We start from the raw sequence: 15776 nt of genomic DNA on the forward strand, positions 1-15776 counted from the left end.
ACAGTGCATTTCTTCTTCTTATAAACACGTCATATGAAATATAACAATCTCTATTAAAGTAGACAAATTATGACCATCTTTCCGCTTCCAGCATTCCAAGACAATTATATCTGGATAATCCAAGATAAAGATAGTTCACAAGTTTGGGTTGTCGACCCCGGTTCGGCCGACGTGGTTTTGAACTATTGCAACGCACACGAGAAAAAAATAGCCGGCATTTTAATTACTCACCACCACAAGGATCATACTGGTGGCGTAGCAGAACTCAAGCATCACGCGAAATGCACGGTTTATGGCCCTAAACACCTAAAGGAGCTGGTGACTCATCCTGTCAGTGATGGAGATACTATTTCTGTTTTTTCACAGATATTTCAGGTAGTAGCGACACCAGGCCATACGCTAGACCATTTATGCTATTTTTCAGAGCAGAATCCCCCCGTACTGTTTAGTGGCGACACCTTATTCAAAGGCGGCTGCGGGCGCATCATGGAAGGAACCCATAAACAAATGCTGGAGGCTATGACAAAAATCTCATCGCTACCTGATAGTACCCTAATTTATTGTACACACGAATACACATTGGCCAACTATCGTTTTGCCCTATCGTTAGAGCCTAAAAATAATGCGCTCATAGAAAGCAACAATGCAAGCCAAGCACAACGTTCCGATAACCAACCTACATTGCCCACAACATTGAGCTTAGAGAAAAAAACTAACCCTTTTTTGAGAAGCCATAATGAAGCACTTAAAAATCAAGCAGCTCAACAACTTAATGAAAATCCAGCCAACAATTCTATTGCTTCTTTTAGTCAAGTAAGGCGTGCCAAAGATAGTTTTAGTTGACCTCTATCGCCACACCCTTAAAATGTCCAAACTTTATTCAATTTTGTGACCTTCATGACATATAAATTTTTCTGGGTTTGCCTTGTTAGCCTAACCCTAAGTGCCTGCCAAACCGCCTCTAAAATCGAGAGGAACAACGCATCTGCGGATCTTCTAGAACCAGCAGAAGAGGCTGATATAGTAGAAGCTGATACCGAAAAGCTCGGTTTCATCGACACCGTTCCTCCCGTCAACGCAACAGCAGAAACGCCCGACGAGGAACCTATTGAGCCCGTCATTGCGACAAGTAAGCCAAGAATACCAGACGATCTTTGGGATAGAATCCGAGCTGGATATCAGATGAATATTGACTTAGATCGCCCTAGATTATCATCTCAATTACGTTGGTTTAGCTCTCACCCATCTTATCTAGATAGAGTATCAAAACGTGGTGAACGCTATTTGTATTATATCGTCGATGAATTAGAAAAAGCGGGCATACCAACAGAGATTGCTCTGCTTCCGATTGTAGAGAGCGGCTTTGATCCTTTTGGATACAGCCATGGTCGCGCCTCTGGACCTTGGCAGTTTATTCCATCAACGGGCCAAATGTATGGCTTGGATCAAACGTGGTGGTATGACGGCCGAAGAGACATAATAGGCTCAACCCAAGCCGCCATAGCTTACCTTACTCGCTTGCACAAAATGTTTGATGGAGACTGGCTGCATGCACTTGCTTCGTACAACTCTGGCGAAGGTACCGTACGCAGAGCCATTAGAAAGAACCAAAAAGCAGGAAAGCCAACGGACTTTTGGTCTCTAGACCTTCCTAGAGAAACTCGTGCTTACGTTCCAAAGCTTATCGCTCTAGCAAAAATCATTAAAAATCCAGAAAAATACAATTATTCTACGTATTTTATCCCAAACAAGCCTTATTTCGATGTCGTCAACATTGGCGGACAACTCGATCTAGCGCAAGCGGCTGAAATGGCAGGAGTCAGTATCGATGAAGTGTATCTATTAAACCCAGGTTTCAATCAATGGGCCACTTCCCCAGATGGTCCTCACAGACTTCTTATGCCTATCAGCAAAGCTAAGCAATTTAGAACCAAACTGGCCGAAATACCCAATAAAGAACGTGTCACATGGGTTCGCTATACGGTAGAGGCTGGTGATAATTTATTATTGGTTGCGAAACAGCACAACACTACCGTAAACGTTCTACAGAACGTCAACAAAATATCTTCAACCATGATCCGCGTCGGCCAAGAATTGATGATCCCTGTTGCTGGTAATAAAATAGAAAGCTACACATTAAGCTCTCATCAGCGCCTATTGGCCAAACAGTCACGCGCGCCAAATCGAAATCGAATTAAAATAAACTATACTGTCAATTCTGGTGATAGCTTATGGCTGATTTCAAACAAATACGACACAGACAGCAAAACACTCGCTCGCTGGAACAACATGGGGCTTGGCGACCCTCTCATGCCTGGGAAGAAACTTGTTGTTTGGCTCGAACCTAAACAGTCAGAACAAAGCACACGCAGTGTAATGAAAAAAGTAGTCTATACGATTCGCTCTGGTGACTCTTTAGCCTTAGTTGCCAACAAATTCAAAGTGTCTATCAATGATATTCGAGACTGGAATCCTAACGTGGGCAGCAAAAAATACGTTCAACCTGGAGATACGGTAACGTTATTGGTTAATGTCGTGGGTGGCTAACCATCGGTTATCAATAAAAACACCGCATAAAAAAGGGCTGATTAAATCAGCCCTTTTTTAGCGTCAATCAAATACATTATTCATAACGACAAAGATAAGCCGTCGTCTCTTCCACTTTAACGTTGAAAGACTGATTCGCTTCAACAATAAACGTATCGCCTTTGAGAAAGGTATCCCAGGTATCTGAAGCCGGTAACTTAACCGTCAAAACGCCAGATACGACTGTCATGTATTCTCTTTGGCTCGTGCCAAATTCATACTCTCCAATTGCCATCACGCCAACGGTGGATGTGCCTTCTTTATTGTCCAACGCAATGGATTTCACTTGATCATTAAAATAGCTATTTACTGTTAATACTGCGCTCATATTCAAACTCTCATTTACATTTTAAATTTTTCTGTCACCGATCAATAAAAACACCTTAGGTATTTTTATTGCCCACCATTTCTTCAATAATCCATTCTTTAAATGCCGACATCGCAGATGTGACTGAGCGACGCTTCTCATAAACCAAGTAAAAAGATCGATTAGTAATCAAATGCTGATTAAACAAGACTTTCAAAGCGCCCGATTCAATCTCTGGCATAATTAATTCAGGATCGGTTAACGAAATACCCAACCCTTGAGCCGCTGCGCCTGCCGTTAGAGAACCACTAGAAAACATCAAACCACGACGAAAGAGCTTCGGATCTAGGTCGTGCTGCTGCAACCAATCATGCCACTCGTCTTTTCGCTTCGTCACATGCAAAAGAGGGTAAAAACGCATATCTTCTGGGGTGTTAATAGGTTGATCGGCTTTAATTAATTTAGGATTACACACAGGCGCCAATCGGGCTGGTCGCAAATAATACGTCTCGACATCTTCCCAATCACCACTACCAAAATAAACCGCCATATCTATGTCATTGGCAGAAAAATCAATCAAACCAGTGGATGAACTAATTTCAATCTGAATATCGGGATAACGATCTTGAAAACGCTGCATTCTTGGCATTAGCCAACGCGTAAGAAAAGCGGGGGCGACGGCTAATCGAAGTGAGCCAGTTTTTTGCTGACTTTTTAATTCAGACGTCGCATTTTCCAACTGCTCAAAAATACTTTTGATTGGCTTTAAGTAAGATTCCCCAGCTTCCGTTAATATTACTTTGCGCTTAGTCCGTCGAAATAATTCAAGACCTAGAAAACTCTCTAAGCCTTTAATTTGATGACTAATTGCCGAAGGTGTAACAGACAATTCCTTGGCTGCTTTATTGAAGCTGCCATGACGGGCAGCGGATTCAAAACACCTCAGTGAATTTAATGGGGGTAAACGATTAATAAGCTCATCTCCAATAGATAAGAAAGATTAACCAATAGCGTGAATGCGGCTCATCTGTCAATCAATAAACACAAACGCTCTAAACAAGTGACTAAACGACTAGTCTTCATCACCCATATCATTTTTTTCGTCAAAACGTTTTGGAGGCAACTTAAACGCCTCAAAACCATCTTTTTGCTGACCATCATGAAAACGTGCTTTTCCTTGTGTCTTTTTAGACGATTTCTTAGGCGCTCTGCTTTGCTCTTTCACATTGGTTTTTTTGTTAGCCTGAACAGCTGGTTTCGGTGGCGCTAAGCCTTTAAATTTGGGCTCTAACCCTTCAACCACTTCTGTTGAAAACGTTTTCTGTAAGAAGGCTTCTACCGCCTTAAAGTTAACCCAATCCTTTGGGCCAACCAAAGAATAAGCATCACCTTTAAAACCTGCACGGCCTGTTCTGCCTGTTCTGTGGACAAACTCTTCTGCTTGCTTTGGCAAGTCAAAGTTAAAAACATGGGACACGCTCGCAATGTCTAGGCCTCGAGAAGCGACGTCCGTACTCACAAGCACATCAAACTGCCCTCTTGCAAAACTGTCCATTGTTTTATTACGCGCACTTTGAGACAAGTTCCCATTCAGAGCTTGGGTACTTAAACCCCAACCAGCCACAATCTCAGACAAACGAACTGTATCGCTTTTCGTCGCTGTAAAGACGATCGCCTGTTTAATGGTTTGCCCTACTAGAATATGCTTTAGTAACGCTTCTTTATGATCTAGATGATCACAAAGCAACACATGTTGAGTGATGTCTGTGTGCTCATCAAACCCTTGACCAATAGCAACACGTGAAGGCTCACGTAATAACTCGCTCGCAATACCGCTTACTTCTGTATTATCCAGCGTTGCTGAAAAGAATAAAGTTTGACGCTGGCGATGACTGGCCGCCACGTTAATCGCTCGCATTGCCTCCGCAAAACCTAAGTCCAACATGCGATCCGCTTCATCTAAAATAAGTAACTCTAGTCCATCAAGAAAAAGATGGCGCTGTTTTAAATGGTCAACCAAACGGCCCGGTGTCGCGACAATAAAATGTGGATCTTTCTGCAAGAGCTTATGTTGGTCGTTAAAATTCTCGCCGCCTTGGATAAGGATCGAAGTAAAACGACTGGACGCCAACAAAAGGCGCAACTGACCATACACTTGCTTTGCGAGCTCACGAGTAGGAACCAAAACCACCACACGTGGATCACGTTTAGACAAGGCTTTTTTCTTATAAACACGATGTAACGCAGGCAAGAGGTAAGCGAGTGTTTTACCTGAACCTGTTTTTGATGACGCTAATAAGTCTCTTCCAGCCATAGCTTCTGGAATAGCTCGAGCTTGAATCTCTGTCGCTTCATCAAACCCCAAATGGCCAATGGCTTTTAAAATGCGATTATCAAAACCAAATTCTTCGAATAACAAAAAAATACCCCTTTAACACGAATAAACACACGCAAACAGATTGTCACGCTTAATTCGCGCATTATAACCTAGACACACTAAAATCCGTTATTCATCTTGCAATAAAAAATAGGTTTTACCCGCACTTATTATGCCCATTCCAACCCCCTCAGACGTATCAACAGGTTCAAGACTGTCCACCACACCATAAAAGACGTTTCGCCCTACTAGCGCCTTCATACCATAGCGCATAGAAACATAAGGACGCTCTTCACCTAAATATGTCGCCATCCATAGATCGCTATCAACACCAAGCAACAAAACATCCTCTGTTTGTGTTTTAAACTCGATCGTACGACCCAGCTCGGTTTCTACCCACTGCCAAGCAGTCACAAGAAAAGGCGCATCTTCAACTTGAATCCGAACCTTCTCAACAGGCGTCACCAAAAAATACTCACCAGCGTCAAACCATAATATACGGCTGAACATAGTCACCATCGCAGGACGCTTAATCTTGCCACCTTCATGAAACCATTCCCCGTTCGCTTTGATGACAAGATCCATGTCACCACAAAAAGGCGGGGACCAAGTATGAACGGGCGGTAGGCTAGAAGCCGCGGTGCTTGGTAAGCCCTTTAAATCAATATTTGACATGAAACCCTCTCTTTTGGTCTGAAGCCCATTAGCCAACCTCACTTCATCTACAATATTATTCAACTTCCAGACAAAGCCTTGAATTGATTTCACTGTTAGAATACAAGCATCGAACGAACTTACTGAGGTACAGAATAACATTATCTGCCTCGTCTACTTAGAGTGTGACATTATGAAATCGCAATTGGCAACAAAGTTTCAAGATCCCAGTCGAGGTGTTTACTTCATTGGCACAACGCCACCAAAATCCTCTCTCGACGAAGAACAACTTGTACAAATAAGTCAAAAACTGCTTGAGCGTTTAGATGGGATCGATGTAGATGGCTTAATAGTTTATGACATTCAAGATGAAACAAGCCGAATAGATAAACCTCGCCCTTTTCCATTTATGGAAACTCATGACCCAAGAGCGTGGTCAAAACGACTTCACCAACAATCAAGTAAACCTGTTATCACTTATAAATCGGTCTCATCGCGCAGTTCAGAAGCATTTTCAGGCTGGTTAACAGAAGCGTGGGAAGAATACGGTATTCGTGATTTGGTTCTTGTTGGCTCTCCATCATCAAGTGGTGACATTAAATTACCTTTACCACAAGCCTATGAAACACTCAAAAAATCACCTCATAACTTCAACTTGGGTGGCGTTACCATTGCAGAACGCCACGCCAAGAAAGGCGACGAACATTTACGTCTTTTGAAAAAATCTGAGTCAGGGTGTGAATTCTTTATTTCTCAAGCGGTTTACAATCATCAAGCGACAGCCGATTTAATCAGCCGTTATGCAAGAACCTGCAAAGAGAAAGGCGAAACACCAAAGCGCATTATTTTGACTTTTACGCCTTGTGGTAGCGCAAAAACACTCGAATTCATGGAATGGTTAGGTATCTCAGTGCCCGACGCGACCAAGCACCGCATATTAGATGCTCAAGCACCACTCGATGAATCCATCAAAATTTGCCGTAATGCTCTAGAGCAAATTATAGAAACAGCCCTTCCGCTTGGCGTTCCACTTGGCTTAAATATTGAGAGCCTAACCAACAGAAAAGAAGAAATTGACGCCTCTATCCAGTTATTCAAATTACTAAAGGCAACTCTGGACCTTAAACTAGCAGAGCAATTACTGATTAAATAAGCGCATCCAGCTTAGCCAAAACGCGCTCTATATGAATATGCTGCATGGCCTTTTGGTCATGCACACGCGTTGACCAAGGTAACTCTGCAATTGGCTTCTGATATTCTTTCTCTACCAATTCTTCATATGCGCTAACGACTTTATCTAAATCCCGATATGGCCCCGTTCGCTGAGGATTGGAATGAGCATACAACCCAAGTACAGGGGTTCCCACTAAGGTAGACATGTGCGCAGGCCCAGTGTCTGGACTCACTACAAGTGACGCCCCCTTTAATACAGTCAGCATCATATTAAGTGGCGTTTTACCGACCAAATTACGAACCTGCTCACCTCGATCAGCGACAATTAACCCTGCAAAGCTAGCCTCGTCGGCTGAAGGCCCACCCGTAATAACAGGAAGAATACCTTTCTCTAACAAGCGATCTAAAACCGCTTGATAACCTTCTATCGTCCAATTTCGATCGGCTTTAGAAGCCGAGGGATTAATCACCACATAACGATTTGGCAGATTGAAGCTCACTTCTGGCAACAATAGTTCACAAGGTAATGACGGCTGGGTTACTCCAAGTACGCTGGCAATAGACAAAAAAGAGTCCAATACATGTTCACCTTGTGGCTCAGGAGCAAGCTCATTCACAAACCAATGCTGCTTCTCTCGCGAATGTGACAACGCAAAACCGACTCGTCTTTTTGCCTTCACCATCCGCGATACTAGACTGGCCCGAAAAGACCACTGTAAATGCAACAACACATCGAAGACTTGACCTTTAAATTGCGAACGCAACGCCAGCAAACCAGAAATACCACTTTTTTTATCGTACTCGACAACCCGAACACCATCTAGCAAACGCACAAGATTGGCTTCTAACGGCGAAGTAACCCAAGTCACTTGCATCACTGGATAGCGTTTCATAATAGATTGAACCACCGCCATGGCGTGGCACACATCGCCCAAAGCTGATAACCGAATCACTGCCAAATGCTGAATATTCTCTTGTTGCATGTATTCCTCTAGGGCTGCTTAAATTCAGCAAGTATTATAGAATAGTCGCTGTTGAATGTGTCCAAATTTATAGGCACAACAAAGAACACCTTAATGAAGCGAGCCGCATGCCACAAACCATCAAAATATCGCCTACCACAATATTGTTAAAAAGCGATCAAACCCTTCCCATAACCCCTTTATGGTTTGACCCTTCGTTCTGGCAATCACAAAACGCACTAACAGGAACAGGCAGCGGACGCGGTGAAGTCTGGTTTATTAATGCCCCATTGGGAAAATTTGTCATTCGTCGTTATCGACGAGGCGGACTAATTGCGAAATTCAATAAAAGCCGTTTTCTTTTTACAGGGCAAAAACACACACGGCCTTGGCTGGAATTAAGTTTATTAGAGCACATGCGCACACTAGACTTACCCGTTCCTCGCCCTATCGGCGGACTATATACAGTCGAAAAAGGGTTTTATCAAAGCGAACTACTAACCGAAACCATAGCAAACGCCAACGACCTTTTTGATATCATCAAAGATGGCGACAGCAAAAACATAAATTGGCATGAGATAGGAGCCGTTATTAAACGCTTCCATGACCAAGGTATTTACCACTCAGATTTAAACTGCCATAACATCATGATTGATCAAGATGATAAAGTCTGGCTTATTGATTTTGATAAATGCGAGCAACGACCTCATGATGAAAAATGGAAGCTCGCCAATATTGATAGATTAAAGCGCTCTTTGGACAAAGAAGACAAACTGCACACACAATTCGATATTTCTGATACACAATGGCGCAATTTTTTGGAAGGCTACCGTGGCTAAAAAGACAACAACTCTAGACAAAAGCATCACCCACTTCTTAGGCCCTAAGCACTGGCTAACGTGGTGCTTTATGGGTATCGCCTACTTATTAAGCTATTTACCTTGGTCACTACAGCAAGGGTTGGGGAAATATCTTGGGCGCCTACTCCATCTAATCGCAAAAAGACGTCGACACATTTGTGATGTTAACCTAAAAATTTGCTATCCAGAAATGACTGACATTGCACGCAAAGCCCTGACAAAAGCGCATTTTGAAAGCATGGGAAAAGGTACGATTGAGACTTTTTCCTCTTGGTTTCAAGATCAAAAAAAGTTTCAATCAAGAACCACTTTTGAAGGACAAGAAGTCGTTGACAACGTCTTGGCTAAGGGTCGCGGCTGCATACTAATAAGCGGACACTTTTCCTCCCTCGACATTTGCGGAAGCCAGATGCCGCGTTTTATGGATGTCCACCCAATATACAAGCTACAAACCAATCCTGTAATGAACTGGGTAATGGAGCGACAGCGTCAAGCTATTTTCTCCAAAACCATTGAACGTACTAACATGCGAGAAGTTCTCAAATCTTTGAAGCAGAACAAAGCGGTTTGGTATGCTGTTGACCAAGACTATGGTCGAAAAAACTCGGTCTTTGCGCCTTTCTATGGCCGCCAATGCGCAACGATTGCCCACATAGGACGCATAGCAAATATGACAAATGCGCCTGTGGTACTTTACGACTACGGCAGAACAAAAAATGGCTATCACCTCAGTCTTACGGAAGTCGAAAACTACCCAAGCCAAGATGATATTGAAAATGCCACTAGAATAAATGAGTTAATGCAGGCCGTTATCGAACCCAAAAAAGAACAATACTTTTGGACACATCGCCGATTTAAAACACAAGTCATCCCCGACACCCCTTCTCCATACGACAAATAAAGAAAAAGCCACTGGAACATCCAGTGGCTTTTTAAATTTCACCGCAATCGATCACACCAGACCGTCACGAACCTCGGCCATCAAACGTAATGATTTCAATCTTGCCTCAGAATCATGAATGGGCATAGAAACAATAAGCTCATCAACCTTTGTTGACTCTAAAAAACGAGACAGCTGAAAGGCAACAGACTCTTTCGAACCAACCACCGCGAATTGCAACATATGCTCTACCATGTGTTTTTCACTCGGTGACCATATTTCGTCCATTGACTCAACGGGTTTAGCAAAGGGCACATTACGATTGCGACGCAAATTCACAAATTGCTGCTGAGCAGAGGTAAATAAATATTTTGCCTCTTCATCTGTGTCCGCTACAACCGCCATCACGCCTGCCATAGTATGAGGTTTTGGGTTTTGCTCTGACGCTTTAAAATTACGACGATACACAGTAAGCGCTTGAATCAATTGATCTGGAGCAAAATGAGACGCAAAGGAATAAGGTAAACCGAACTCTGCGGCGACTTGGGCGCTGTATAAGCTCGACCCTAGCATCCATATAGGAACGTGAGTATTCCAACCAGGAACTGCCATTACCCCCTGTTTGCTACTACCCAGTAGACGCTGCAACTCCAGAACATCATCAGGATAACTGTCTACGGACGCATCCATGTTACGGCGCAGAGCTCTTGCTGTTTGCATGTCGGTACCCGGAGCACGACCTAAACCTAAATCAACACGGTTAGGATATAGCTCGGCTAAAGTACCGAACTGCTCCGCAATCACCAAAGGGGAATGATTTGGTAGCATAACGCCACCAGAACCAATACGAATTTTTGACGTTGCTGAGCCAAGATAAGACAGCACAACGGATGTCGCAGAACTGGCAACCGCCGCCATTCCATGATGTTCAGCCAACCAAAAACGCAAATAATTGTTTTCTTCAGCGGCTATTGCCATTTTACGGCTCATCGCTAAAGAATCCGCAACAGAGCAACCGTCAGCAACCGGCGCCAAATCAAGAATAGAAAAAGGAATCATAATATTTTCCACTAACAGAGTGTTCTAACAATAAAGAATACCTAGTATTTTGGGCTCACAAAGAACATATACAAGTACTCAATATTGCAGATAATGCAGAAGCGCTAGCAATCGCCAGCGCAGCCTATTTTTCATCTGTTTTCTAGTCGATTATAATCCAGAATACCACTTTCTCTTGGACGGTCCTGCCGATTGAAATTGGCAATAGCATCGCTTACAAACCAAAAATTGTGGTGCGTTCTTCGAATTCCAAAGCCATCCAAAAGGTCTGAATAATCTTTTCGTGTTTTTAGATTCGCGACTTGATTTGCCCAATCAATTAACTCACTTTCTTCTACCTGCATTAAGGCATTAGGGTAATCCCCAAGAACCCCTTTGACTAAAGTAACGCCATCTTCAGCAGGTAGTCGAGCCGCCTCTTCGTCCAGTAGACTCGAAATATTTGCATGCGCCTTATTGTGAATCATACTAATAACGTCCATAGGAACGCCTTGCTTAGTCACCAAAACAGTCACTACATTCGGTAAAAAAGCTAGGCCATCACCGCGTTTTGCCTGAAGTCGATACAATGCTTTACGCTGATTCAGAGAAAGCTTACTTTGTTCAAGGTCGTAATCATGATCCAGCACTTTGGCTAATTTTTTTCGCAGCATCTCGTACAATTCAGACTGATGATCATCAGTCTCATACGAAATTTTAGATTGACGATCTATTTTAATGTAATCACTAAAAATGTAGTTTTTAATCGTTTCATTGGCGTCTCGATACCAATATTTCCGGATGGACTCACGGTCCTCTTTTGGCAATAGCAACAAGAAATTCATCTCACCTTCCATCCTTAGAAAATCCATATACAAACGAGTAACCAATTGATGACCCACATTGCCATAAACATCAAAGCCCGCCACCAATAAATAATGAATTCGCTCTAACAACGGGTAATCTATTACCCAAGCTGTTTTAGGGTGCTGCCCTACCATTCCCTTGACAACAGAAGCATTGTCAAAATGACGAAATATTGTAAGCGCTGCATTTTCATTATTGCCATCACCATCCCAAATCAAACTTAAATCAATCGGTACTTTTTTACCTACTTCACTTTCAAACAGTGCCGCTTTAGCCGATAAATAAGACTTTTGCTGCTCAGAAAATCCAATCCAAGACGCCGGATTCAAGGTAGTACTTGATCCCACCGCTGGTAAATCTAAATCCTGAACTTGATCTTCTAAATAGTCGGCAGAGCCTTTGTTGTAAACGACTTCTGGATCAATGAAATACACCCAAAACTGCTCATTAATGACATTTACCGCGACTTGACCACGACAAACTGGACCTTTTATAAACGCCATAATGGTTTTTTGAGAGTGATCTAACAAGAATCGATAGCGTGCATACGCCGGTATTTCACGAAAGGTTTTGAACGGGTTCGTCGCCACTTTAGCGTCATACCCTGGATCTTTTGTAACCTTATAATCTTCATCATAAAAATATGACATCCAACGCAAATAACGCGCTTCATCCAACTGCATAGGAATATGGTTTTTTTGGACTTTTACTTCTGGATCAAGCCAGAGCCGATAATAAACATGATCTACACCCGGAGCGTCATATGGCCGACGAGTAGCAATACGATCAATAGGCTCACCCGGTGGTGTTTTTGAACGAACCAATTGAAAGCGATAGTCCTCACCCTCATCAAGATACAAACTATATAAATACAAATGCTCATAGATATAACGAGAAATTAACTGACCTTTTAAGTTATCGCTATTTAATCGCGATTCCCATAACGCCACTTGTTGCTGAATTTTTGCAGGTGCCACTTCGGCTTTTGGCATCTTTCCGCCTTTCGCCAACCAACGTGTTAATACATTGTATTCATTGGCATTAAGAGCAGGAAGACCATAAGGCATCCCCCAATTAGGATAGTCTTTTTCGAATTGTTGATACTCTTCAACACTCACGCATTGCTGGTCACGAGCAAGTGAAAAATCATAGTCATCAGACAGAACTGGCTGATTAAACGCCCCCTGTTTTTTACGTAAGGCGATAGCTCTGTATAACAAGCTGCCTTGTAAGTTAGCCGATGGCGATTGTTCACGCTCATTTAATACGGGATGGAAGCCTTTCACTCGCCACTCTTTAGTCGTTTTGGCATCGATGAATAAACGGGTGGGGGAAGATGCCAACAAACGAGTACCATCATAAACAAGCTCCTTTGAACCGCCTCGCTCAACCCCCTCAGAAGCCGTAAACTTCAACTGGCATGGTGCATCGTAACAAGCATGACAAGAGACACAACGACTGTCTAAAATGGGCCTTACTTGTTCATTATAAAACACCGTATCTTCTTCACTTACCTCACTAATACGGTTTGCAGGATCTTCCGATCCAAACACCGTATCAAATTGATGAGTCGCATAAGCCGCACAGCCAGAAATGAGCACAAGCAAACAAAGAAGAGTCAGCCAACGAGACATAAAAAGGTTCCTATTTTTCATTTTATCTTATTCGCGAAGCACTTCATCCATGGAATCACAGAAAATAAGCCGCCCATCAGACTTGAGAGAATAACACACATAAAAAAAACGCCCATTTAGGCGTTTTATCAAATCACATTCGTAAATCAGTGTTCACTCATCATCAGCGATGCCATCATCAGGATAGTCATCCGATAGCTCATAAGCATCGTCACCCATAGCATCATTTGCTAGCAACAATGCTTCTTCGTAGGCGCCGCCAAATTCGATACGAGTAATATCATATAAATCGTATTCAAAAGTATCATCAAACCAACGAGCATCAGAGCCAATTTCTTCAAGCTCATAAGTAACTGCATCAGCACGAATCACACGACCAATCTCACAACTATCCGGTTCAATCTCTTCGCGATGAAGTGTTACTAATCCAAATTCTTCACTGATGTCGATAAGCAATACAGCCAAATCAAGGAGCTCGACTTCTGGATCAACCACTTTTTCATCACGAAGTGCTAATACTTTCTTCTGAAAATCATTAAAAGGAGCCGGATGTGCAAAATCGCTAATGTCTTCCAGAAACAGAACTTGATAACCATTAAGTCGGACACTGTCATCCACTATTTGGAGCAAAACCATTTCTTCGTTGGCATCCACAACAAAACCGTCAGTCCAGCTATCTGGCCCGTCCAATTCTTCACGAAAAATGCGAACAACATTATTTCGAGTACGTGCTTTTTCCAATTCGATGAGCATATTGGCTTCCTAAAAACATATTAAAATAAACACCGCTAGTGTAAACCCAGCCAGCACAAGGAACAACTACTGCAGAACTTCATGCCAGTTTTCAATCATATTAATCAGGTCTTCTAAGCCACATTCTGCTTGAATACCATCTGTCGAAGTTTGATAAAAACTTTCTTGGGAATCAAACATCGCTTTTATCTCTTCTTCCGCCGAATCCAGATCAACCTGACGAGAGACAGATACACCTTCCTCACTCAAAATAACATCAAAAGGACCATGTTTAAATTCAGTCGTTTCTTTTTCATTTTCAGCTAAACGGGCCGCCATTAACACTCGCTGAATAACGTCCAAATCACGCACATAATCAGAGACCCATTCACCAATCGCAGCGAACTCGTACCCTGTGTAAATACGATAAGCATTTTCGTCCTGATCAAAGGCAATTTCATAATCCATGACCGTGAACCTCACTGTTTTTCATCTAAATTCTCATTTTGATTGGTGACTGATGCTTGGTCTGCTGACTGAACTTGACTATTACGATAAGCAAGGTTGCTCGCTTGCTGACGCTGAGGAACCGCAGCAGCTAATCGCGCCAATCGAGCGGCTTCTTTTTTCGCTTTTGCCTCTTCAACCAAGCGCTCTTCAAGCGCAATCATTTCTGGTGTTTCCATCACGTAAGGCCCAATTGCTCCGGTTCTTACATCATTCAAAAAAACTTCTGCGGCCTTATGCATATCAACCTTACCACCAGATCGCAATGCGCCCCGTTTAGAACCGATCACTTTTAAAACATCATAAGGATCAGCGGCAAGCTCTTTCAGTTTATAACGAGCAATAAGCGCGTCTCGATAGTCGGCGATAAAAAACTTCAAACCAACTAAGGCAACATCTTCATAATCGATGGCGGTATCACGTACGGCCCCAGTCACCGCTAAACGATAACTGGCACCAGGATTTTCAATTTTTGGCCACAAAATTCCTGGCGTATCCAATAACTGAAAACCATTGGTTACTTTCAGTTTTTGCTGCGATTTAGTGACCGCAGGCTCATCGCCCACTTTCGCTACACGACGACCCAATAACGCATTCATCAAGCTGGACTTTCCAACATTAGGAATGCCAGCAATCATCGCTCGGATTGGCTTTTCTGCACTACCTCGATGAGGAACCATCTGGCTCACCCACTGACTTATCTTTGCTACATCCAATTTATCCAATGTAGAAAAAGGGTGCGCCAAAATGGACTTATTATCACGCCAATGCTCTAACCATAAGTCTAGACGAACTTTATCCGCTAGATCTTTTTTATTAAGAAGGCGTAAAACAGGAACCTCCCCACGCAATGTATTAAGCATAGGGTTCTGGCTGGAATCAGGAATACGGGCATCCAACACCTCAATAACAATATCTACTTGCGTCATGACTTCTTCGATTTCTCGACGCGCTTTATTCATGTGCCCTGGATACCACTGAACGCTCACCCTAACTCCCCTTTATGACCAAGTCTTTTTCGGTGGCGGATTCTACCACAAGTTCCGCAAAGATAGAGAAAATACTACACGGCAATAGAATGAGTTTAATTTTAGCGATCTCGTCTAATCTGACTTAAATCAAGGCGGCACAACACAAACTATCTATAATCATTATTCCAGTTAAGCGAAGGCGAGGAATCTGCACCAAACTTCTCGTTT

Annotated in this window: 15 protein-coding genes; 5 read left to right on the plus strand and 10 right to left on the minus strand. The window is 42.8% G+C overall.

The genetic code is table 11. The features are described from left to right. The first annotated feature begins 69 nt into the window (after nucleotides 1–69). Together gloB and MP3633_RS11715 are read left to right on the plus strand one after the other, a co-directional pair. The gene (gene gloB / locus MP3633_RS11710) at nucleotides 70–843 is read left to right on the plus strand and encodes a hydroxyacylglutathione hydrolase (RefSeq protein WP_176335671.1); all 774 of its coding nucleotides are present in this window, start codon (nucleotides 70–72) and stop codon (nucleotides 841–843) included. Between the two features lie 54 nt (nucleotides 844–897). Beyond that, nucleotides 898–2547 carry a lytic transglycosylase gene (locus tag MP3633_RS11715; protein WP_112137987.1) on the plus strand — a complete coding sequence of 550 codons (1650 nt, stop codon included), beginning with the start codon at nucleotides 898–900 and terminating at the stop codon, nucleotides 2545–2547. 76 nt (nucleotides 2548–2623) lie between these two features. Here MP3633_RS11715 and ppnP read toward each other — a convergent pair whose 3' ends face one another. From ppnP to MP3633_RS11735, 4 genes are all read right to left on the minus strand, one after another. Then, nucleotides 2624–2914, minus strand: a complete 291-nt coding sequence (ppnP, locus tag MP3633_RS11720; RefSeq protein ID WP_176335672.1) for a pyrimidine/purine nucleoside phosphorylase — start codon at nucleotides 2912–2914, stop codon at nucleotides 2624–2626. A gap of 55 nt (nucleotides 2915–2969) precedes the next feature. Next, on the minus strand, nucleotides 2970–3881 hold the full coding sequence (gene gcvA, locus MP3633_RS11725) for a transcriptional regulator GcvA (protein ID WP_342356114.1): 912 nt from the start codon (nucleotides 3879–3881) through the stop codon (nucleotides 2970–2972). A gap of 84 nt (nucleotides 3882–3965) precedes the next feature. Beyond that, nucleotides 3966–5312, minus strand: a complete 1347-nt coding sequence (locus MP3633_RS11730) for a DEAD/DEAH box helicase (protein WP_112137981.1) — start codon at nucleotides 5310–5312, stop codon at nucleotides 3966–3968. Between the two features lie 87 nt (nucleotides 5313–5399). After that, complete coding sequence (locus MP3633_RS11735; RefSeq protein WP_112141618.1) at nucleotides 5400–5945, minus strand: DUF1285 domain-containing protein; 546 nt, start codon at nucleotides 5943–5945, stop codon at nucleotides 5400–5402. Nucleotides 5946–6117: 172 nt separating this feature from the next. Between MP3633_RS11735 and MP3633_RS11740 the strand changes: the two genes are divergently transcribed. Beyond that, nucleotides 6118–7077 carry a hypothetical protein gene (locus tag MP3633_RS11740; protein ID WP_176335673.1) on the plus strand — a complete coding sequence of 320 codons (960 nt, stop codon included), beginning with the start codon at nucleotides 6118–6120 and terminating at the stop codon, nucleotides 7075–7077. Here MP3633_RS11740 and MP3633_RS11745 read toward each other — a convergent pair. Then, nucleotides 7070–8080: a glycosyltransferase family 9 protein gene (locus MP3633_RS11745; RefSeq protein ID WP_176335674.1), complete on the minus strand. Its 1011-nt coding sequence runs from the start codon at nucleotides 8078–8080 to the stop codon at nucleotides 7070–7072. The genes MP3633_RS11740 and MP3633_RS11745 overlap by 8 nt on opposite strands. 107 nt (nucleotides 8081–8187) lie before the next feature. Between MP3633_RS11745 and MP3633_RS11750 the strand changes: the two genes are divergently transcribed. Beyond that, on the plus strand, nucleotides 8188–8898 hold the full coding sequence (locus tag MP3633_RS11750) for a 3-deoxy-D-manno-octulosonic acid kinase (RefSeq protein ID WP_176335675.1): 711 nt from the start codon (nucleotides 8188–8190) through the stop codon (nucleotides 8896–8898). Continuing rightward, a complete protein-coding gene (locus tag MP3633_RS11755; RefSeq protein WP_176335676.1) occupies nucleotides 8891–9820 on the plus strand; it encodes a lysophospholipid acyltransferase family protein in 930 nt (309 codons plus the stop codon). The genes MP3633_RS11750 and MP3633_RS11755 overlap by 8 nt, the downstream gene beginning before the upstream one ends. 51 nt (nucleotides 9821–9871) lie before the next feature. Here MP3633_RS11755 and MP3633_RS11760 read toward each other — a convergent pair whose 3' ends face one another. From MP3633_RS11760 to ylqF, 5 genes are all read right to left on the minus strand, one after another. Continuing rightward, on the minus strand, nucleotides 9872–10858 hold the full coding sequence (locus tag MP3633_RS11760; protein WP_112137972.1) for an LLM class flavin-dependent oxidoreductase: 987 nt from the start codon (nucleotides 10856–10858) through the stop codon (nucleotides 9872–9874). Between the two features lie 131 nt (nucleotides 10859–10989). Beyond that, nucleotides 10990–13338, minus strand: coding sequence for a fatty acid cis/trans isomerase (locus tag MP3633_RS11765; RefSeq protein WP_176335677.1), 2349 nt, complete (start codon nucleotides 13336–13338; stop codon nucleotides 10990–10992). Nucleotides 13339–13491: 153 nt separating this feature from the next. Continuing rightward, nucleotides 13492–14091, minus strand: coding sequence for a hypothetical protein (locus MP3633_RS11770; RefSeq protein WP_112137968.1), 600 nt, complete (start codon nucleotides 14089–14091; stop codon nucleotides 13492–13494). Between the two features lie 66 nt (nucleotides 14092–14157). Further along, nucleotides 14158–14538, minus strand: coding sequence for a YacL family protein (locus MP3633_RS11775; RefSeq protein WP_112137966.1), 381 nt, complete (start codon nucleotides 14536–14538; stop codon nucleotides 14158–14160). An 11-nt stretch (nucleotides 14539–14549) separates the two neighbouring features. After that, on the minus strand, nucleotides 14550–15566 hold the full coding sequence (ylqF, locus tag MP3633_RS11780) for a ribosome biogenesis GTPase YlqF (RefSeq protein ID WP_176335678.1): 1017 nt from the start codon (nucleotides 15564–15566) through the stop codon (nucleotides 14550–14552). Between the last annotated feature and the right edge of the window lie 210 nt (nucleotides 15567–15776).

It is taken from the genome of Marinomonas primoryensis (genome assembly GCF_013372285.1).
In the GTDB taxonomy this organism is placed as follows: Bacteria; Pseudomonadota; Gammaproteobacteria; order Pseudomonadales; family Marinomonadaceae; genus Marinomonas; species Marinomonas primoryensis.

Coding starts and splice junctions, on each gene's coding strand:
- MP3633_RS11750 (WP_176335675.1), top strand. CDS start 8,188: ATGCCACAAACCATCAAAATATCGCCTACCACAATATTGTTAAAAAGC.
- MP3633_RS11745 (WP_176335674.1), bottom strand. CDS start 8,080: ATGCAACAAGAGAATATTCAGCATTTGGCAGTGATTCGGTTATCAGCT.
- gloB (WP_176335671.1), top strand. CDS start 70: ATGACCATCTTTCCGCTTCCAGCATTCCAAGACAATTATATCTGGATA.
- MP3633_RS11735 (WP_112141618.1), bottom strand. CDS start 5,945: ATGTCAAATATTGATTTAAAGGGCTTACCAAGCACCGCGGCTTCTAGC.
- MP3633_RS11775 (WP_112137966.1), bottom strand. CDS start 14,538: ATGGATTATGAAATTGCCTTTGATCAGGACGAAAATGCTTATCGTATT.
- MP3633_RS11765 (WP_176335677.1), bottom strand. CDS start 13,338: ATGTCTCGTTGGCTGACTCTTCTTTGTTTGCTTGTGCTCATTTCTGGC.
- MP3633_RS11740 (WP_176335673.1), top strand. CDS start 6,118: ATGAAATCGCAATTGGCAACAAAGTTTCAAGATCCCAGTCGAGGTGTT.
- MP3633_RS11760 (WP_112137972.1), bottom strand. CDS start 10,858: ATGATTCCTTTTTCTATTCTTGATTTGGCGCCGGTTGCTGACGGTTGC.
- ppnP (WP_176335672.1), bottom strand. CDS start 2,914: ATGAGCGCAGTATTAACAGTAAATAGCTATTTTAATGATCAAGTGAAA.
- MP3633_RS11715 (WP_112137987.1), top strand. CDS start 898: ATGACATATAAATTTTTCTGGGTTTGCCTTGTTAGCCTAACCCTAAGT.
- MP3633_RS11770 (WP_112137968.1), bottom strand. CDS start 14,091: ATGCTCATCGAATTGGAAAAAGCACGTACTCGAAATAATGTTGTTCGC.